Raw genomic sequence first — 19,518 nt, 5'->3', positions numbered from 1 at the left:
AAATCATCCCGTGCTGCTGGCAAGCAGCGCAGTGAAATGTGTGATCTGTTTGCCATAGCATCACGCTATGGCAGTGCGGACAGATTGCCTCCATCTTATCGCCTCCTGAGCTTATGCTAAACCGTGTGTTCGCAATATTTACGTTAAATCACGCCCAGTGAACGTAAAAAGTAGAGCCCTAACGCAATCACAAAGAAGGCTCCTGCCGTCGTCAGCCCGATGATATTGGCCGCCAGCGTGGCATTTCCGCCCATCGCCCGCGTCATCACGTAGCTTCCCGATGCCGTTGGCGTCGAGGAAAACAGGAAGATGATTCCAAGTTCAACGCCCCGGAAGCCCACCAGCCATCCCCCGAACGTCAACAGTCCCGGAACGACAAACAGCTTAGCTACGGAAGAGAGCATCGCGACATTGGACGAACGAAACATACTGCGCCATTCCAGACTGGCTCCGGCACAGAGCAACGCCAGCGGCAGCGCCATTGAGGAAATAAAGCCGCCCGTTTGCTTAATCACAGTAGGCATTGGCAACTGACTCTGCGCATACGCGACCCCACAGAGCAAACCGATAATCAGCGGGTTGGTGACGATCCCCCGCAATAACGTAAGAATGCTGATACGCTGATCTGGCGATTTACGTTGCAGGCTGCGCGTTAGGGTAACCACCGACAACGCGTTAAACATAATTACCGTTACAATCAGATACAGCGACCCAACCGCCACGCCTTCTTCACCATACGCGCTCATGGCAAACGCCAGCCCCATGATGCCCGTGTTAGAGCGGAAGCCCCCTTGCACGAAGATCCCGCGCTCCGTGGGTTCTTTAATGAGGCGGACGGCAGCAATTTCCAGCAGTAAGAATGTTACCAGCGTGCCTAATGTGCCATACACCACCAGCGGCCACTGTTCTGAAAACGACTGATGGTTGGTTGCGACACTGAAAAACAGCAGGCAAGGCAAAGAAAGATTGAACACTAGCCGCATGGCTGCATCGCAGAAGGCATCGTTTAGCAGACCGATTTTGCGCAATGCGACGCCCATTAACAGCATTAGCAAATTAGGCATCGTAACGTTGAACGCGAAACTCCAGGTTTCCCAGGACATGACTTTCCTTGATTATTATTCGTTTCGTCGATGATTGTTTGTTTTATCAGAAATAAAACGGGGCGAATATCGCTATTCGCCCCGTTAGTAAATCACTTACTTTTTTTAAGATGCGACATCAGCCGCTTACGCTTGCGCAGCTGGTTTGGCGTCAGCGTGTTGCGCTTATCTGCAAAAGGGTTTTCCCCTTCTTTAAACTGAATACGAATCGGCGTGCCCATCACTTCCAGCGAGCGGCGATAGTAGTTCATCAAGTAACGCTTGTAGGAATCTGGTAGGTCTTTCACCTGGTTGCCGTGGATCACCACAATCGGTGGGTTATAGCCACCGGCGTGCGCATATTTCAGCTTAACACGACGACCGCGTACCAGAGGAGGCTGGTGATCGTCTGCCGCCATTTGCATGATACGCGTTAACATCGCCGTACTGACGCGACGAGTCGCGCACGAATAGGCTTCGGTTACCGACTCAAACAGGTTACCCACGCCGCTACCGTGTAGCGCAGAAATAAAGTGAATGCGGGCAAAATCGATAAAGCCGAGACGCAGATCCAGCATATCTTTCACCTGATCGCGCACTTCCTGTGACAGGCCATCCCACTTGTTCACCACAATCACCAGTGAGCGCCCACTATTGAGGATAAAGCCCAGTAGCGAGAGATCCTGATCGGAGATACCTTCACGCGCATCGATAACCAGCAACACCACATTGGCATCTTCAATCGCCTGCAACGTCTTGATGACGGAGAATTTTTCTACCGTTTCCGTGACTTTTCCACGTTTACGCACCCCGGCAGTATCAATCAGAATATACTCACGTTCGTCGCGCACCATCGGGATGTAGATACTGTCACGCGTCGTGCCCGGCATGTCGTACACGACTACGCGCTCTTCACCCAGAATCCGGTTAGTCAGCGTAGATTTGCCCACATTAGGACGCCCGACAATCGCCAGTTTGATCGGCAAATCTTCAGGATTGAAATCGTCTTCCGCTTCTTCTTCGCTGGCATACTCTTTCGCTTCTAACGCTGCCCAGTAAGCCGCGTTCTCTTCTTCTTCGGTTAACTCGACCGGCTCTTCTATTTCATCCTGCACGAACGGCAGCAAAACCGTTTCCAGCAGTGACGTCACGCCACGGCCATGAGACGCCGCGATCGCGTACACTTCGCCCATACCGAGCGAATAAAAATCCGCCGTGACCGTATCTGGGTCGAGGCCATCGGTCTTATTGGCGACCAGCACCGTGGTTTTTTTACGGCTGCGCAAATGCTTGGCAATGCCTTCATCCGCAGGCATCAACCCCGCGCGAGCATCCACCATGAACAGCACGATATCCGCCTCTTCAATCGCGACCAGCGATTGGCCAGCCATACGCGTTTCCACACCGTCTTCTGTGCCGTCGATGCCACCGGTATCGACGATAATAAATTCATGCCCTTCCACTTCTGCACGACCATACTTGCGGTCACGAGTCAGCCCAGGAAAATCCGCCACTAATGCATCACGAGTGCGCGTTAAGCGGTTAAATAGCGTGGATTTCCCCACATTCGGGCGCCCGACCAGCGCGACGACAGGTATCATTGTTACAACCTCATTACTTATATTTCAATACGTTATAGCGAAATACTCGCTGACGATAAAAAGACGAAACGGCCCCTGATAATGTCAGGAGCCGTTATATGAGCACACCCAAAAACGCTGTGCTCCAAATCAATACGGATTACTTAGCGAGTGAACGCGTAGACATCACCGTTTTTCGCCTGAATCAGCAGCTTATCGCTGGCAACCACAGGCTTGCTCAGGAAACCAGAACTATCCACTTTTTGCTGCACCACAAAGCGACCATCCGCCGTATTCAACCAGTGCAGGTAACCTTCAGCATCGCCCACAACCAGATAACCGTTATACAGCGCTGGTGCCGTCAAGTTACGGTGCAGCAGATCGCTTTGACGCCACACACTCACGCCGCCATTAGTGTTCAACGCAACAACGCGATCGTCCTGATCGACCAGATAGATGCGGTCGCCGTCAATGATGAAATCATGCACTGAACCCAGTTCACGCTTCCACAGAACCTGACCAGAACGCAGATCCAACGCGGTCATGTTACCATTGTAACCCAGCGCGTAAACCACTTCGCCCGCGACAACCGGCGTCGTGTCGACATCGTTCAGACGATCGATTTCGGTGGCGCCACTCGGCTGTGAAATACGCTGTTGCCAAATGAGCTGACCCTGATTGATCATCACGGCGTTCACACGGCCGTTATCCCCCCCCACAATCGCCGCACCAAATGCAGTTGTCGGGGCAGATTCGCCGCGCAGAGACAGCGTCGGCATATCCAGATTGACGCTCCACTTGATTGCGCCATCTGCTTCATTCAATGCCTGCAACATGCCGTTGCTGGTGTGAATCAGCACTACACCATCGCTGACGACAGGGCGAGACAGCGCTTCGCCAGCCACTTTGGTCTGCCATACTGGCGTACCATCTTCCACATTCAGCGCATAAACCTGGGCTCTTTCGCTGCCGACATAGACATGGTTACCAGAAACCGTTACGCCGCCGGACAGCAGCGCCGGATTATTGCGGGAGAAGAAATTGGTCTTCTCTGACAGATTCGCGCGCCAAATCTCTTTGCCGTCACTCAGATCCATCGCTTTCACGGTGCCACGACGATCGGCAGCAAAAACGCGATTATCCTGCCATGCGGGGTGAAGATTGGAATAAAACTCACCAATCCCGCTCCCAACCGAGCTGTTCCAAACCTTGGTTGGCGTGAACTGGTTTTCCACCTGCGGCAGTGGAGACATAGTGACAACATCTTCTTCGCTGTTAAACAGCGAGCATCCGCTCAGCAGGGCAACAGAAACCAGTCCTACCAAAAGTGTTTTACGCAATTGCATGGAATTCCTCTTAGCTGGACAGGTTATTCAGTTTCATACGCAGTAACGCTTGCTGTGCCTGCGATGGATTGGAAGACAACCCTTTGTTGTAGGCATCGCGCGCAGCCTGATTATCCCCTTTGCTCACCAGGATATCACCACGCACTTCCGCAGCCTGTGATGCCCAACCTTCCAGTTTGATGGCATCCAATGTTTTCAGCGCGTCATCCGCTTTGTTTTCCTGTAGCTGAACCCGCGCCAGACGCAGATTCACTACCGCCAGCAGGTCGGCATCTTTAGTCTGCGACTGCGCCTGTACCAGTTGCTGTGCTGCTTTAGCATAATCTTTCTGATCAACGTAATGACGAGCCAGCTCCAGAGAAGCCAGCGCACCATAGGTATTCTTATTCTCAGCCGTAAATTTCTCAGTTGAAGCAATCGCTTCAGCTTTGCCTTCGGCCAATTGCTCCGTCACCTGCTGATAAGATGAAGATGCCGCCATCACGCTGTCATTTTGGTGGCTTTGCCAGAAACGCCAGCCAACCAGTGCGCCAACGCCCAGCACAACACCGACAACTAACGCCTTTCCGTTCTCCGCGAGGAAACGACGTAGTGCATCAACCTGTTCATTCTCTGTGGTATAGACTTCCACGGTGTCTCTCTCCTCAATCCAGTAACGTTGCCAGCCGCGATGCGACGTCGGCCTGTGCCAATGTATTCTGCTCGCCATTGCTCAGGTTTTTAACCACAACCTGACCGGCCGCCACTTCATTTTCGCCTAATACCAATGCGACGCGTGCACCCCATTTATCAGCACGGGCGAATTGTTTCTTAAAGTTGCCACCGCCGTAGTTGGTCATCAGTTTCAACTGCGGCAGCGCGTCACGTAATTTCTCCGCCAGTTGCATCGCCGCAACCTGCGTTCCCGCACCGGAAGAAATCAGATAAGCATCTACGCCTGACTGTGCTTTGAAATCTGGATTGACAGACTGCACCAGCAGAACCAGACGCTCCAGACCCATCGCAAAACCGACCGCTGGCGTCGCGTGCCCGCCCAGTTGTTCCACCATACCATCATAACGCCCACCGGCACAGACCGTGCCCTGCGCGCCCAGACTGGTTGTCACCCACTCAAATACGGTGCGGTTATAGTAATCCAAACCACGAACCAGACGCGGATTAACGGTATATGGGATGCCGGACTGCGTTAAAAGTTCACCCAGCGCCTCAAAGTGTGTACGCGATTCATCATCCAGATAGTCCGTCAGCACTGGCGCGTCGTTCAGCAACACCTGAATCTGCGGATTTTTCGTATCCAGAACGCGCAGCGGGTTGGTGTACATCCGGCGCAGGCAGTCTTCATCCAACTGCTCTTTATGCTGTTCGAGGAACGCCACCAGCGCTTCGCGATAGCGCGCGCGTGCATCTAACGAACCAATCGAGTTCAGTTCCAGCTTCACGTGGTCGGCGATGCCCAGCACACGCCACCAGCGGGCGGTCATCAGGATCAGCTCGGCATCAATATCCGGCCCTTGCAGACCAAACACTTCACAGCCCAACTGATGGAACTGGCGATAGCGCCCTTTCTGCGGACGCTCGTAGCGAAACATCGGACCGACATACCACAGCCGCTGTTCCTGATTATAGAGAATACCGTGCTCAATACCGGCGCGGACGCAGCCTGCCGTCCCTTCTGGGCGCAGAGTCAGGCTATCGCCATTGCGATCGTCAAAGGTATACATCTCTTTTTCGACGACATCGGTCACTTCACCGATAGCGCGCTTAAACAGCGGTGTTTGCTCGACAATCGGCAAACGAATTTCATTATAGCCGTAGCCGCTGAGCACCTGTTTCAGGCTGTTTTCAATACGCTGCCACAATGCCGTTTCGGCTGGCAGGTAATCGTTCATGCCACGGATGGCTTGAATATTTTTTGCCACGTCAGTTCTCTATGCGTTTTTCAAAAAATAAACCCGATTATAGAGGGATTGTCGTCGCATCTTCAATGCGGGGCATCCCCATCGGGTTCAGGAATCGTGAATTAGGCGGGTAACGGCATACCGTCACGCCGTCAGAGTTACTTATCCACCAGATTGACAGTAATACGCTGATTTTCGTCCATCATGGAGGCTTTCGCGCGGATCTTGGCTTCTAACTGATCGATCATCTGTTCGTTATCGAAGCGCTCTCTCTGCCGCACGCCGTCTTCATAGAAGCCGCTCTTATTGTGTCCACCGGTAACGCCAATGGTCGACACCAGCGCTTCACCGGGGCCATTCACCACGCAGCCGATAATCGAAACATCCATCGGCGTGATGAGATCTTCCAGCCGTTGTTCCAGCGCATTCACCGTACCGATCACGTCAAATTCCTGACGAGAGCAGGTCGGGCAAGCAATGAAGTTGATTCCGCGCGCACGAATGCGCAGTGACTTCAGGATATCGAAGCCAACTTTCACTTCTTCAACCGGATCGGCCGCCAGTGAGATGCGCAGCGTGTCGCCAATACCTTCAGACAGCAGCAGACCGAGACCGATAGCCGATTTCACCGCACCGCTACGTGCACCGCCCGCTTCGGTAATACCGAGGTGCAGTGGCTGATCGATACGCGCAGCCAGCAGGCGATAGGATTGCACCGCGAGAAAAACATCCGACGCTTTGACGCTGACTTTAAACTGATCGAAGTTCAGGCGGTCGAGGATATCGACATGGCGCATTGCCGATTCGAGCAGCGCTTCCGGCGTTGGCTCACCGTATTTTTCCTGCAAATCTTTTTCCAACGAGCCACCGTTAACACCAATGCGGATCGGGATATTATTGTAACGCGCGCAGTCGACAACCGAGCGAATACGCTCTTCGTTACCAATATTGCCGGGGTTGATGCGCAGACAGTCGACACCGTATTCCGCGACTTTCAGTGCGATGCGGTAGTCAAAATGGATGTCGGCGACGAGCGGGACATTCACCTGCTGTTTGATAAGCTTAAAAGCTTCCGCCGCGTCCATGGTTGGCACGGAGACGCGGACGATATCGACGCCAACACGTTCCAACGCTCTGATTTGGTTAACGGTAGCTTCAACGTCGGTGGTTCGGGTGTTGGTCATGGATTGCACCGCAATCGGCGCACCATCACCAACAGGCACCTTGCCGACGTAAATCCGTGTTGATTTTCGGCGGGTTATGGGTGCAGCGTTATGCATTACTTCATCTCCAACATTGCAGTCTTACCTGAACAACACGTTATTCTGCGGTCAGCGTCAGACGTGCAACCTGACTGCTACGCACAAATTGGCTTAAATCGACCGGCTTACCTTGAAATTGAATCTGTACCGCAGCAGGCGCACCAATTTTAAGTTTATAGGGTGACTGACCATCCAGATTCAGTGTGCCGCCATTACGCTGCATACCGCTGAACAGTTTCTTACCGCTGGCATCTGTCACTTCCAGCCAGCAATCGGCCTTGAAGGTCATCACCAAGGCATGAGCCGCAGAGACCGGATTACTCTCCGCTACCGTACCCGCAGCGGGTGCAACGGCCCCAGCCCCCAACAGAACATTACCCACAGTTTGTGGCGGTGCGGCGTTCGCGTGTGAAGGCGATTGACTGGAAGGTGCAGCAGACGGTGCTGAAACGGAAGAAGAAGGCGTTGAAGGTGTCGCCGTGACAGTGGCAGAAAGATCGACTGGCGTGGAAGAAGGTGACACAGCAGAATTCAGTGTCGCCATTTCCTGCGAGGCACTGCTGTCCATCAGCGGAAGAGACTGCCCTTCCGTCTGTGCCTGCATCGAACTGGCGTGATCAACCATGCTATTGATTTCTGCCTGCTGAGCCTGATGGTTTTGCCACCACCATGCGCCCGTTAGCCCCAGAACAACCAGCACGACCAACCAGGTGATTGTCATCAACCAGCCATCACGCTTTTTGCGGCTTTTTTTGAGCGAAAAACTCTGCATCGGCGAGACTGAGATCGTTTTAGGTATGGCCTGCTTATCTACGATGGGAAGCAGTTCATCTTCGGGTAAATGAACCAGCTTGGCATAAGAACGGATATAGCCGCGCAGAAAGGTCGGCGCTAAATCGGCAGGCGTCGTCCCGTCTTCAATATCGCGAACGGTGGTGACTTTAAGGCACAAACGCTCAGCAATAGTTTGCTGAGTCAGCCCAAGGCGTTCACGCGCCTCACGCAGACGTTCGCCGGGTAGTTTTGCTTCTGTTTTATCTTGGGTGGCTTCAGTATTCATTAGCTAAGAAATGCTGGTACTGTTTAGATTGTGGAAAACTTCGCGCCAGCACGTTGCCATAACGTTCTTTATCGCCATCATGGCCCGCTAACGCGGCGAAACGAATCTGTAACCATAAGCTTTCGGCACTGGCCGGAAGAATATGCTGGTAAATATCAAGCAGCAGCTGCGCTTGCTCATTTTTCCCAGCAGCAAACTGTTGGTTTGCCTCCGTCAGCAAAGCACTGCCTTTCGTCGGGTCATACTTCAGCGCCCGACTCAATAAATTGCGCGCGTCTTCAGTCTGTCCGGCATTGAAAAAGCAGTATCCCGCATTTTCCAACGCATCAGCAACCTGACTGTAATCAGGAAGTTGTGCAGCCGCACTAAACTGTCGCTGAGCCGCTACATACTGCCCTAAACTACACAGAAACGCACCGTAATTATTCATGACGCTGCCATTTTCCGGCGCCATGTTCAACACATGCTGATAACGCTGTTCAGCCAGCCGATTTTCACCTATCCGCTGCTCGTAAAGCGCCATCCCCAATTGTGTTCGATAATCCTGCGGAGCAATCGCTACCGCCTTCTCAAGATTCTGCCGAGCCGAATCCAGATTATTGTGCGCCAGATAGGTCAACCCTAGCTGCAAGCGGGTTTGGGCGACCGCGGGATTTGTCGTCTCCTGAGGCGATTTCACACACCCCACTAGCAACAGCAGCGCAAACAAGCCACTCAGCCAATACGTTCCCTGCAATAAAGACATTCCTTGTAATAAAGAAAGTCCCTGTGATAGTGGCTTTGCCATCCCTGTTCCCTCGCCTTGTCGTCTTTGTCAGACATCCTGACCAGCGAGGTTACCTGAATATAACCAGGGTGACAGTCAGACCTAACAACAACGCGGCGCGACTCGCAATTTGCTCACTTTTGCCCTGCAAATTACCTCAGCGAACGACATCGGGTTAACGCTTCCGCATTAACCCGCGCCCATTTGATATCAGACCGCTTTCACCGCGATAGGTTCACCGGCCATTTTCTTCTTCAGCGTACGTTTGGTTCTGTCTACGACTTCACCAGCCAACTGACCGCAGGCAGCATCAATGTCATCCCCACGGGTCTTACGTACGATTGTCGTGAAGCCATACTCCATCAGTACCTTGGAGAAACGGTCAACGCGGCTGTTTGAGCTGCGGCCATACGGCGCGCCCGGGAACGGGTTCCACGGAATCAGGTTGATCTTGCACGGCGTATCTTTCAGGCATTCCGCCAGTTGATGCGCGTGCTCGGTGCCATCATTGATATGATCCAACATCACATACTCAACGGTAACACGTCCCTGATTCGCATTGGATTTTTCCAGATAGCGACGTACCGCGCTCAGGAACATCTCAATATTGTACTTTTTGTTGATCGGCATGATTTCGTTGCGGATGTCGTCAGTCGGCGCATGCAGAGAAATCGCCAGCGCGACATCGATCATATCGCCCAATTTATCCAACGCAGGCACTACGCCTGACGTAGACAGCGTCACACGACGCTTGGACAAACCAAAGCCGAAGTCATCCAGCATGATTTCCATCGCCGGCACCACGTTAGTCAGGTTCAGCAACGGTTCGCCCATGCCCATCATCACGACGTTGGTGATCGGGCGCTGACCGGTGACTTTAAACGCACCGATGATCTTCGCCGCACGCCACACCTGACCGATGATTTCCGATACGCGCAGGTTGCGGTTAAAGCCCTGCTGCGCCGTTGAGCAGAATTTGCACTCCAGCGCACAGCCTACCTGAGACGATACACACAGCGTGGCGCGATCTTCTTCTGGAATATAAACCGTTTCAACCCGTTGACCGCCCACCAGAATCGCCCACTTGATGGTGCCGTCGGAAGAGCGCTGTTCGTCCACCACTTCAGGGGCACGAATTTCAGCGATCTCCTGCAATTTGTTGCGGAAGACTTTGTTAATATCCGTCATCTGGTTGAAGTCATCACAGCAGTAGTGATACATCCACTTCATGACCTGATCGGCGCGGAACGGTTTCTCTCCCATCGACATGAAGAGGTCACGCATTTGCTGGCGGTTAAGATCCAACAGATTGATTTTTTCCGCACTGGCTTTGACGGATTGAGAGGCATCAGCGGACGCCGGAGTGAATTCGGACACAGTTTGCTCGGATACGGTAGTTTTAGATGCGGTAGTGTTAGATGCCGTCGTTTCAGACACGACGGTTTCAGACGCGATTTGCTTAGACATTGTCAATCCTGGCCTCGTTATTACACGTTATGGCGCTAAAAAGAAGGTTGAATTCGATGGTTATGACCAAAGAAACGCCCCGGATAAGTGCAGGCTCATCCGGGGCGCAGCATTGTACAAAGTTTAAAACAGGTAAGCTACCATCACCGCTTTTTTTCTGTGTCATTACTCCGACACTGCACACTCACGCAACGAAAAAGAAGCAACATCACACGCGCTAACCTGTTTATCACACGCAACATTACGCGCGCGCGCAGATTTCGTCATCGCTGAAGAAATAAGCGATTTCACGCTGAGCAGATTCGATAGAGTCAGAACCGTGTACCGCGTTCGCCGTGAAGCTGTCCGCGTAATCAGCACGCAGCGTTCCCGCCAATGCGTTTGCCGGGTTGGTGGCACCCATAATGTCGCGGTTACGTTGAACAGCGTTTTCACCTTCCAGCGCCTGCACCATGATCGGGCCAGACATCATGAATTCGACCAGGCCATCAAAGAACGGCTTGCCTTTATGCTCAGCGTAAAAACCTTCCGCTTGCTCACGGTTCAGGCGCAGCATTTTAGCAGCAACAATGGTAAAACCAGCGCTTTCAAAGCGTGCGTAAATCGCACCGATGGCATTTTTAGCAACCGCATTAGGTTTTACGATGGAGAAGGTACGTTCTATCGTCATATTGACCTCATTAACTAAACTGTCAGATTACAGCCGGATTATAAGAATTGTATCAACCCTAAATAATTCGAGTTGCAGGCAGGCGGCAACCGCACGAATCCCCGGGAGCTTACACCAGTAAGTGACTGGGGTGAGTAAGAGAAGCCAACGCACATGCAGCTTGAAGTATGACGGGTATACCCGGCCAGTGAAAGTGGCGCAGATTATAAGGGTAGCGGCCTTTGTTGCCTACCAAGGAGATAACATTTTATTAAAAAAAATATTACCTCTCACCCTCTCTTCATTAACGATTACGCCTCGTGCTTTTTCGCTTCCCACCGCTCAGTACTGAATGTAACAAATCATCGGCGATCACAGTTCTGAAGGTTACTTGTAACGTTATAGGTTATTTGTTTTTAAAACAATAAGATAACTGGAATCTCTTTGTCATTCACTGCTAGCCTTGCTGCTGTACCCACCATAATGGCCAGTAAGAGGGCTGATAATGAAAAGAGCGGTCAATGCATTGCAAAATTTCGGCAAGTCCCTGTATGGGCCGGTGCTGATACTCCCGATTGTCGGGTTATTCATCGCATTTGGGAATGTGTTCGGTAACGGCAATTTAGCGGGCTACGTCCCTTTACTTAATCACCCCTTGATTCAGGATTTTGGTCAACTGGTTTCCAAATCTGCCGTGGCGATTCTGGCTAATTTGGCGCTGGTGTTCGCCGTTGGAATACCGATCGGACTGGCGAAACGCGATAAGGGCTACGCTGCGCTGATTGGTCTGGTGATGTTTATCATCTTCATTAATGCCATGAACATCACGCTGCAATTGCAGGGCAAGCTCGTGCCTGCCGCAGAAATGCGCCCTGCCGGGCAAGGCATGGTGCTGGGCGTTCAGGTTCTGGAAATGGGCGTTTTCGCCGGTATCCTGATCGGTGGATTCGCAGGCTATCTGTATAACCGCTATTCCAGTAAGCAGTTTAACGGCGTGATGGCGATCTATTCCGGCCACTGCTTCGTCGCCATTCTGGTGATTCCGCTGGCGATTGCGCTGGGCTTTGCGATGAGCACCCTGTGGCCGTTTGCTCAGCACGGCATTACCTGGCTAGCCTTCGCTATCAAAGGCGCTGGCCCTGTTGGCATCGCGATATATGGCTTTCTCGAACGCGTGCTGATCCCCACCGGGCTGCATCATCTGGTCTATACCCCGTTCCTGTACACCGAATTGGGCGGAACCGCAGAGGTATGCGGCAAGCTGTATCAGGGCGCACGCAACATCTATTTTGCCGAAATGGCCTGTCAGGACGTCAAACAGCTGAGTTCTACCGTGGTCTGGGATGCGCGCGGTATCAGTAAAATGTTTGGTCTGACGGCCGCTGCGCTGGCGATGTACGTGACAGCGAAGCCAGAAAAACGGCTGGCCGCCAAAGCCATTCTGATTCCAGCCGCTTTTACCTCTTTCTTACTGGGCGTCACCGAACCGCTGGAGTTTTCCTTCCTGTTCGTCGCCCCGATGCTGTTTGCCGTCCACGCCGTACTGACTGGTATAGGGATGATGCTGTTCTCCATCATGGGCGTACATGCGATTGGTGCCAACGGCGTCATCGACTTCCTGCTTTATAACCTGCCGCTGGGCATCGAGAAATCCAACTGGCCGATGTACATCGTGGTTGGGCTGACTATGTCGGTGATTTACTTCTTCGTCTTCCGCTTCCTGATTCTGTACTTCGACATGCCAACACCAGGGCGTGAAATCGATGAGGAAGAGACGCGGCTTTATTCCAAAACCGAATATCAGTCCAAGACAGAGAATCAGGCAAAAACGCAGGATGCGGTGAAAGGCGATGCCCAACTTGTCGGTGCCACCATCATCGCAGGGTTGGGTGGTAAGCCCAATATCGAGGTGGTGGATAACTGCTACACCCGCCTGCGGGTCACGCTCATCGACCCCGCTTTGGTAGACGAACAACAGCTTAAGAACACCGGTGCGAAAGCCGTTATCCGACAGGGTAACAACGTACAGGTGGTTTACGGACTTCACGTCAAAACTATACGCGAAGCAGTTGAAAACGCGCTTTAACAGGAGACTGACCATGACGAAACCCCCATTTATTCTGACGATTGCCGGTGGCGGCAGCACTTATACCCCGGGCATCGTAAAAAGTCTGATGGTGCGTCTTGCGGATTTCCCGCTGGCAGAGATTCGTTTATATGACATCGACGGCCCGCGGCAGGACATCATCGCACCAGTGGTGGAAAAGGTGATTCGCGACCACAGTGACAGCATTGTCTTTACCGTCACAACCGACGCAGAAACCGCATTTACCGGCGCTCACTTTGTCTTTGCCCAGATGCGCGTCGGCCAGTACAAAATGCGCGAGCAGGATGAAAAAATCCCACTACGCCACGGCGTCGTCGGGCAGGAAACCTGTGGCCCCGGCGGGCTGGCCTACGGCCTGCGTACTATTCTGCCAATGGCCGAATTGATCGATCTGGTTGAGCACTATGCGCATAAAGAGGCGTGGATCGTCAATTACTCCAACCCCGCCGCGATTGTTGCCGAAGGCGTGCGTCGTCTGCGTCCTAACGCCCGCGTGTTGAATATCTGCGACATGCCAGTTGCCGCGATGCGTAATATCGCCGCCGTGCTGGGCGTCGATCGTCACGACATCACCGTGGACTATTTCGGGCTGAATCACTTTGGCTGGTTTACCCGCGTGCTGGTCGACGGTGTCGATCGTATGCCAGAACTGCGCGAACATATCGCCCGCTACGGCCTGCTGACCGCCGATGCCGCCGATACCGATCCGCAGCACGCCGATCCGTCATGGGTGAAAACCTGGCGCAACATCAAACCGATCATGGATCATTTCCCGGAATTCGTGCCGAATCCGTATTTGCAGTACTACCTGATGCCGAACCAGATCGTTGAGCATCAGGATCCTGACTACACGCGCGCCAATGAAGTGATGGACGGGCGTGAGAAGAAGCTGTTTGCGGCAGCGGCCAGCTACAAAGAAACCGGTATTCTGTCGGATGCGTTCCACGTTGGCGTGCACGGCTCGTTCATCGTTGATGTCGCCTGCTCGCTGGCGTTCGATCTGCGTCAGCGCCATCTGGTCATCGTCGAAAACCAAGGCGCTATCGCCAATCTGCCTTACGATGCGATGGTGGAAGTCCCGGCTTATATCACCGCCCAAGGGCCAGAGCCCGTGCGGATGGGGAATGTTCCGCAGTTCCATCGCGCCTTGCTGGAGCAGCAGTTAGCGTCCGAACAATTACTGGTTGAAGCCACGCTGGAAGGCAGCTACGAGAAGGCCTTGCAGGCATTTACCCTGAACCGTACCGTGCCAACCATGCAGCACGCCAAAGCCATTCTGGACGAGATGATTGAAGCCAATCAGGATTACTGGCCGCAATTAAAACAAGCATATAGAGACGGTATCGCCCAATAATCCGCTACTTGTCGGATTAGGGAAAATCGCTGACAATGAATCTATCATTGCACATCAATGATAGATTCGGGGTCGAATTCGTCGGCCCCAACGTGGAGGATCTATGTCAGCATCGTCTTCTGATTTGCCCGTTTCTCATGAACGGTTTGTCTCCGCAGACTGGCTTGCCAGCCACCTGAATGACAGCAGCATCACGCTCATCGATGCCCGAATGTTGCCTCCGGGCAACGCCACCCGTGATATTCATGCTGAATACCGCGCCGGTCATCTGCCTGGCGCGGTTTTTTTTGATATTGAAACGCTATCCGATCACAGCACCGACCTGCCACATATGATGCCAACGCGCGAAGACTTCGCACACGCAATGGGCAAGTTGGGGATCGATAACCAGCAGCATCTGGTGATTTACGATGAAGGCAACCTCTTCTCCGCGCCGCGTGCGTGGTGGATGCTGCACACCTTCGGCGCGACATCCCTTTCAATCCTGAGCGGTGGTCTGGCTGGCTGGACAGCACAGAACCTACCGTTGGAACAGGGCTATGTGACACCAAAGCCAACGACGTTCCACGCTACGCTGGATGAGAACGCCATTCGCTCACGCGATGAAGTGCTTTCCATCTGTCGGGATAAATCAGAACAGATTGTCGATGCCCGCCCCGCTCCGCGTTTTAATGCTGAAGTGGATGAGCCGCGCCCCGGCCTGCATCGCGGCCATATTCCCAACAGCCTGAACGTGCCGTGGACCGATTTAGTGAGCCATGGTGCGCTAAAACCCAATGCCGAACTGGCAACCATTCTTCATAAGCACGGCGTGGATTTCACTCGTCCCATCGTCGCCAGCTGCGGCTCTGGCGTAACGGCATCTGTCGTCGTGCTGGCACTGACGCAGTTAAATGTCCCGAATGTGACGCTGTACGATGGTTCGTGGAGCGATTGGGGTAGCCGCGATGATGTCCCCATTGCGCGTGATTAATCTCGTTCGGTGTTTTAGCGCCTGTTGGTCAGGAGTAGTAGGTGGATAATCGGCTGGCGTCCTTAATGCAGCACGGTCAGGCGCTGACTCGCGCGGAATACCGCGTGCTGGCTTTTATCGCCAAGCATTCATCACTGATAGGCAAAATCACGGTGCGGGAGCTGGCGCAGAAAACCTATGTGTCCACGGCGACGATCATGCGGCTATGCCAGAAAATCGGCTTTAGCGGCTACAGTGAATTCATTTATCACTGCAAAACGCTGCTCACGGATAATCCGCGTCTTGCCCCCTCACCTGTCGTTACACCCAATGACGCTTCGCTTCCTGATGCTTTCCAGCATTTTATCGACAATTATCAGCGCACGTTTGCCTACATTAGCCATCAGGATAGGGCCGCTTTCAGCGCTATCCTGCGGCAGGAAAGCCACTTTTTCCTCTATGGCGCGGGGTTTTCCCATCTGTTTGCCGAATATTTGGCGAAGAAACTGCAGGTGCTGGGGAAAGATGCCTTCTCCTCTGGGTTAGGAGACAGCCGAGGTATTTTTCTCAATAACGCGCCGAAATATCAGGTGTTTATCGCCATCTCTCGCAGTGGGGAAACCGAGCAGGTGCTGGATAAGGCGCGTATCGCCAAAAACATTGGCATGAAGGTGATCGCATTTACCCGCGCGTCGTTGAATTCGTTAGGCGAGTTAGCCGATTTGCACTTCCGGCTCTACGATGATGCGGTTCACTATGCGGCGGAAGCCGGTGAGATTAGCTCATTCGAATCGAATCTGGTGATGCTGATCGATTTACTGCTGTTGCAGGCAACAGCGGAAAAATCGTAATCCGCCGTTGCCTGTATCAAACTTATATACCCTAAATAATTCGAGTTGCGTGGCAAAACGTTAACGTTTTGAACAACGCTATGCGTTGGCCCGTTAGGGCAAGGCTCATTTATAGCCTTGTAACGCGGCAACCGCACGAATCCCCAGGAACTTACACAGGTAAGTGACTGGGGTGAGTAAGGGCAGCCAACGCACAAGCAGCTTGAAGTATGACGGGTATCAGGCGTTGCCGGTGGCCTTAAACTCCCTAAGGAAACTCCCCCACTTGCGCTCGTAAAACGGCGTGGTGTGTTTAATCATGTAGTGGCTGATGCCCGGTTCGCCTTCTTTCACCAGACACAGGTCGACAGGACGCTCGTCCGGCAACGTATCGCTGGCGACGCTGCCCGCTTCACGGATGATGGTTTCTTCATCCTGCTCGGCATCAATACCAATCAGCAGGTGCGGTTGCTCTTCACCCGGCTCCTGAATCTGCGCCAGAAACGCCCGTTTTACATGGCGATGTTTGGTAAACAGCTGCGTCAGGGAATCAATCATCTGTGCGGGCATCTCGGCTGGCTGGCTCAGTATGACCTGCATCTCTTCTTCAACAACGCGTTGCTGAACAAAGCCGTTACCTTCGCCAGACAGAATATGTTCAATTTCCTGTGGCAAAAACTCTTTGCCATACGGCAACTTAGGATTGAGGAACAGCGTGGCGCCCTGCGTCATTTCAAACAGCGAACGCGTCGGTAGCGCCAGAAAAGGCGCTTCTTCCGTAATCACGCTCTGTAATGCTTCCAGAGAAGAGAAGAAAGGAATAGCGGATGAGCCATCGTCTTTTTCCCAGTGTTGGATGTTCACATTACTGCCCGCGTGCAACACCACCTCACCGGATTCATCCCCGTCATCGGTAGTGCCCAGCACAAACACCGTGGCTTCCATCAGTTCACTGAAAAACTCAGGACGATGCGCGGGTTCCGTTGCAGCCAGAATCAACACTTCTTCCAGTTTATTACGTGGCGAAAACTCCATACTTTCCTCAACATGATTACGTTAAAAACCGACGCTTTAAGACCTGAACCGACTATTTGGCGTTGCTCAGCAGGAGGTTAGCCAGCGTGCGTACGCCGAGCCCCGTTGCACCTGTCGCCCACTGCTCTACCGCGCCTTTACGGTACGTCGCGGAACAGTCAATGTGCAGCCAGCCCTGCTGGTAATTTTTCACAAAGTGCGACAGGAAAGCCGCTGCCGTGCTGGCACCAGCAGTGTGTGCACCACTGGCAATGTTGTTCAGATCCGCAAAGCTGGACGGCAGATGGCTGCGGTGGAACTCTTCCAACGGCAGACGCCAGAACGGTTCGTTTTCTTCTTTCGCACTTTCCTGCAATGCCGCCACCAGCTCATCATCGAAGCTGAACAGCGCGTGATAGTCGTTGCCCAGTGCCGTTTTTGCCGCGCCCGTCAGCGTTGCGCAGTCGATGATCCACTGTGGATTCTGCTCAGAAGCATCGATCAGGCCATCCGCCAGCACCAAGCGCCCTTCCGCGTCGGTGTTCATTACCTCAACCGTTTTACCGTTGCGGTAGCGAATGATGTCGCCCAGTCGGAATGCATTGCCGCTCACCATGTTGTCCGCGCAGCACAGGTACAGCTTCACGCGCTGTTGCAAACCACGCGCCGCCGCCAGCGCCAGCGCGCCCGTCAGGGTGGCCGCACCGCCCATGTCCGATTTCATGGAATCCATAGAGCTGCTGGGTTTCAGGCTGTAGCCGCCGGTATCAAACGTAATACCTTTACCTACCAGACAAGCGAACACTGGCGCATCCGGGTTGCCCGTTGGGTTATAGTCCAGCGCCAGCAGCACCGGCTGACGTTCAGAGCCGCGCCCCACCGTGTGCAGGCCGGCATAATTCTGTTCACGCAGATCTTCACCTTTGGTGATGCGGTAGCTGACGGCATCACAGGCTACGTCACACAGCAGGTCGACTGCGCGGGTCGCCAGTTGCTCTGGCCCCAAATCTTCAGCAGGCAGGTTGATGGTGTCACGCACCCAGTCCACAATCTTCAGGCGAGCGTTCAGCTCTTTCTTGTCGGCGCCGTTCAGTTCCGCCCATTCAACCGTTCTTTGCCCTTTCGGCCCGCGATATCCCTGCCAGAATGCCCAGCTGTTTGCCAGATCCCAGCCTTCACCCGCTAACTTAACGTGTTTAATCCCCTGCCCATCAATTTTACGGGTGGCACGTTGGATCACCGCCAGTGCAGCTTTACCGTTCAGGGACGCCCCTGCATGAATGGTAAAACCCTGCTCATTCACACTCAGCGTCGCTTTTTCTCCCCAGCGCGCGTCAGCAGGTTGAGTGGAGAGTGAAATCAGCATGGTATTGTTCGTCATAGTGCTTCTCCGATAATAGGTATTCCTGCCACTTTTCATGTTTGCAGGTGATGTTCATATTTGCAGACATTCTGCTTATCAATGCGTGTTTATAAACGCTCTCGCTTATAAATACCCGGTTTGCAGATAAATAAACGGTGCATCATGACATGCAAATGTTACGAATTTTGGCACGAAATAAAATGGGCCACCCAAGGCAGCCCGTCATAATGTTAGTCGGCTTCATCTAACCAGACCAGCAGGATCGCTTCCAGAATTTTTTCATTGGAAGCGTCCGGTCGATCGTCAAATTCATCCAGCTCGCAGATCCACTGGTGCATGTCCGTGAAACGCACGGTTTTCGGATCGAGATCGGGAAACTGGTCGTAAAGCGCTTCGCCGATAGCCCGGCTGTCTGTCCATTTTAATCCCATCGCGGTTTCTCCTTATTCAGATCAATGCTCGCGTGCGTGGTTGATCGTGTAGCGCGGGATCTCGACAACCAGATCGTCCCCGGCGATACGCGCCTGACAGCCCAGACGGCTTTCCGGCTCCAGACCCCAGGCCTTATCCAGCATGTCGTCTTCTTCTTCCGTACTTTCCACCAACGAGTCAAAGCCTTCGCGCACGATGCAGTGGCAAGTGGTGCAGGCACAGGATTTCTCGCAGGCGTGTTCAACGTCAATACCGTTACGCAGAGCGACTTCCAAAATGCTTTCACCGCGTTCCGCTTCCAAAACCGCCCCTTCAGGGCACAGATCCTGATGCGGTAAAAAAACTATTTTAGGCAT

The 19,518-nt window shown here is 53.2% G+C and carries 18 protein-coding genes; 4 read left to right on the top strand and 14 right to left on the bottom strand.

The features are described 5' to 3' along the window. Window positions 1–143: 143 nt before the first annotated feature. The 10 genes from K7X24_RS05510 to ndk form a co-directional block, all read right to left on the bottom strand. A complete protein-coding gene (locus K7X24_RS05510) occupies window positions 144–1,103 on the bottom strand; it encodes an AEC family transporter (RefSeq protein WP_224553526.1) in 960 nt (319 codons plus the stop codon). A 92-nt stretch (window positions 1,104–1,195) separates the two neighbouring features. Then, a complete protein-coding gene (gene der, locus K7X24_RS05505; RefSeq protein ID WP_224553525.1) occupies window positions 1,196–2,683 on the bottom strand; it encodes a ribosome biogenesis GTPase Der in 1,488 nt (495 codons plus the stop codon). Between the two features lie 143 nt (window positions 2,684–2,826). Continuing rightward, the gene (gene bamB, locus K7X24_RS05500; protein WP_224553522.1) at window positions 2,827–4,008 is read right to left on the bottom strand and encodes an outer membrane protein assembly factor BamB; all 1,182 of its coding nucleotides are present in this window, start codon (window positions 4,006–4,008) and stop codon (window positions 2,827–2,829) included. 10 nt (window positions 4,009–4,018) lie between these two features. After that, the gene (locus K7X24_RS05495; protein WP_224553519.1) at window positions 4,019–4,639 is read right to left on the bottom strand and encodes a YfgM family protein; all 621 of its coding nucleotides are present in this window, start codon (window positions 4,637–4,639) and stop codon (window positions 4,019–4,021) included. Window positions 4,640–4,652: 13 nt separating this feature from the next. After that, a complete protein-coding gene (hisS, locus tag K7X24_RS05490) occupies window positions 4,653–5,927 on the bottom strand; it encodes a histidine--tRNA ligase (RefSeq protein ID WP_224553517.1) in 1,275 nt (424 codons plus the stop codon). 137 nt (window positions 5,928–6,064) lie between these two features. Beyond that, window positions 6,065–7,186, bottom strand: coding sequence for a flavodoxin-dependent (E)-4-hydroxy-3-methylbut-2-enyl-diphosphate synthase (gene ispG, locus K7X24_RS05485; RefSeq protein WP_039274788.1), 1,122 nt, complete (start codon window positions 7,184–7,186; stop codon window positions 6,065–6,067). A gap of 40 nt (window positions 7,187–7,226) precedes the next feature. Beyond that, window positions 7,227–8,228 carry a cytoskeleton protein RodZ gene (gene rodZ, locus K7X24_RS05480; protein WP_224553515.1) on the bottom strand — a complete coding sequence of 334 codons (1,002 nt, stop codon included), beginning with the start codon at window positions 8,226–8,228 and terminating at the stop codon, window positions 7,227–7,229. Then, the gene (pilW, locus tag K7X24_RS05475) at window positions 8,218–8,973 is read right to left on the bottom strand and encodes a type IV pilus biogenesis/stability protein PilW (RefSeq protein ID WP_130621476.1); all 756 of its coding nucleotides are present in this window, start codon (window positions 8,971–8,973) and stop codon (window positions 8,218–8,220) included. Before pilW ends, rodZ begins: the two co-directional genes overlap by 11 nt. Window positions 8,974–9,204: 231 nt before the next feature. Beyond that, window positions 9,205–10,461, bottom strand: a complete 1,257-nt coding sequence (locus tag K7X24_RS05470) for a bifunctional tRNA (adenosine(37)-C2)-methyltransferase TrmG/ribosomal RNA large subunit methyltransferase RlmN (protein ID WP_224553513.1) — start codon at window positions 10,459–10,461, stop codon at window positions 9,205–9,207. Between the two features lie 241 nt (window positions 10,462–10,702). Further along, the gene (gene ndk / locus K7X24_RS05465) at window positions 10,703–11,131 is read right to left on the bottom strand and encodes a nucleoside-diphosphate kinase (RefSeq protein ID WP_224553511.1); all 429 of its coding nucleotides are present in this window, start codon (window positions 11,129–11,131) and stop codon (window positions 10,703–10,705) included. 484 nt (window positions 11,132–11,615) lie between these two features. On the opposite strand from ndk, the gene K7X24_RS05460 reads away from it, so the two are divergent. The 4 genes from K7X24_RS05460 (at window position 11,616) to K7X24_RS05445 (ending at window position 16,374) form a co-directional block, all read left to right on the top strand. Then, on the top strand, window positions 11,616–13,196 hold the full coding sequence (locus tag K7X24_RS05460) for a PTS transporter subunit EIIC (protein WP_103971506.1): 1,581 nt from the start codon (window positions 11,616–11,618) through the stop codon (window positions 13,194–13,196). Window positions 13,197–13,209: 13 nt separating this feature from the next. Further along, window positions 13,210–14,571 (top strand): 6-phospho-alpha-glucosidase, encoded by a 1,362-nt coding sequence (locus K7X24_RS05455; RefSeq protein ID WP_224553509.1) that lies wholly within the window; start codon window positions 13,210–13,212, stop codon window positions 14,569–14,571. 103 nt (window positions 14,572–14,674) lie between these two features. After that, window positions 14,675–15,544 (top strand): 3-mercaptopyruvate sulfurtransferase, encoded by an 870-nt coding sequence (gene sseA, locus K7X24_RS05450; RefSeq protein WP_224553507.1) that lies wholly within the window; start codon window positions 14,675–14,677, stop codon window positions 15,542–15,544. A 41-nt stretch (window positions 15,545–15,585) separates the two neighbouring features. After that, entirely contained in the window at window positions 15,586–16,374 is a 789-nt protein-coding gene (locus K7X24_RS05445) for a MurR/RpiR family transcriptional regulator (RefSeq protein WP_224553505.1), read from the top strand. 219 nt (window positions 16,375–16,593) lie between these two features. On the opposite strand, the gene sseB is transcribed toward K7X24_RS05445, so the two are convergent. From sseB to fdx, 4 genes are all read right to left on the bottom strand, one after another. After that, window positions 16,594–17,388 (bottom strand): enhanced serine sensitivity protein SseB, encoded by a 795-nt coding sequence (sseB, locus tag K7X24_RS05440; RefSeq protein WP_224553503.1) that lies wholly within the window; start codon window positions 17,386–17,388, stop codon window positions 16,594–16,596. A gap of 52 nt (window positions 17,389–17,440) precedes the next feature. Beyond that, a complete protein-coding gene (gene pepB / locus K7X24_RS05435) occupies window positions 17,441–18,748 on the bottom strand; it encodes an aminopeptidase PepB (protein WP_224553502.1) in 1,308 nt (435 codons plus the stop codon). 212 nt (window positions 18,749–18,960) lie between these two features. Continuing rightward, window positions 18,961–19,161: a Fe-S cluster assembly protein IscX gene (gene iscX, locus K7X24_RS05430; RefSeq protein WP_005970169.1), complete on the bottom strand. Its 201-nt coding sequence runs from the start codon at window positions 19,159–19,161 to the stop codon at window positions 18,961–18,963. A 21-nt stretch (window positions 19,162–19,182) separates the two neighbouring features. Then, window positions 19,183–19,518 (bottom strand): ISC system 2Fe-2S type ferredoxin, encoded by a 336-nt coding sequence (gene fdx, locus K7X24_RS05425; protein WP_039475101.1) that lies wholly within the window; start codon window positions 19,516–19,518, stop codon window positions 19,183–19,185.

Source organism: Pectobacterium versatile (assembly GCF_020166435.1).
In the GTDB taxonomy this organism is placed as follows: Bacteria; Pseudomonadota; Gammaproteobacteria; order Enterobacterales; family Enterobacteriaceae; genus Pectobacterium; species Pectobacterium versatile.
Note: the sequence above shows the minus strand (reverse complement) of the source record. Positions and strands in the feature narration are given on the sequence as shown.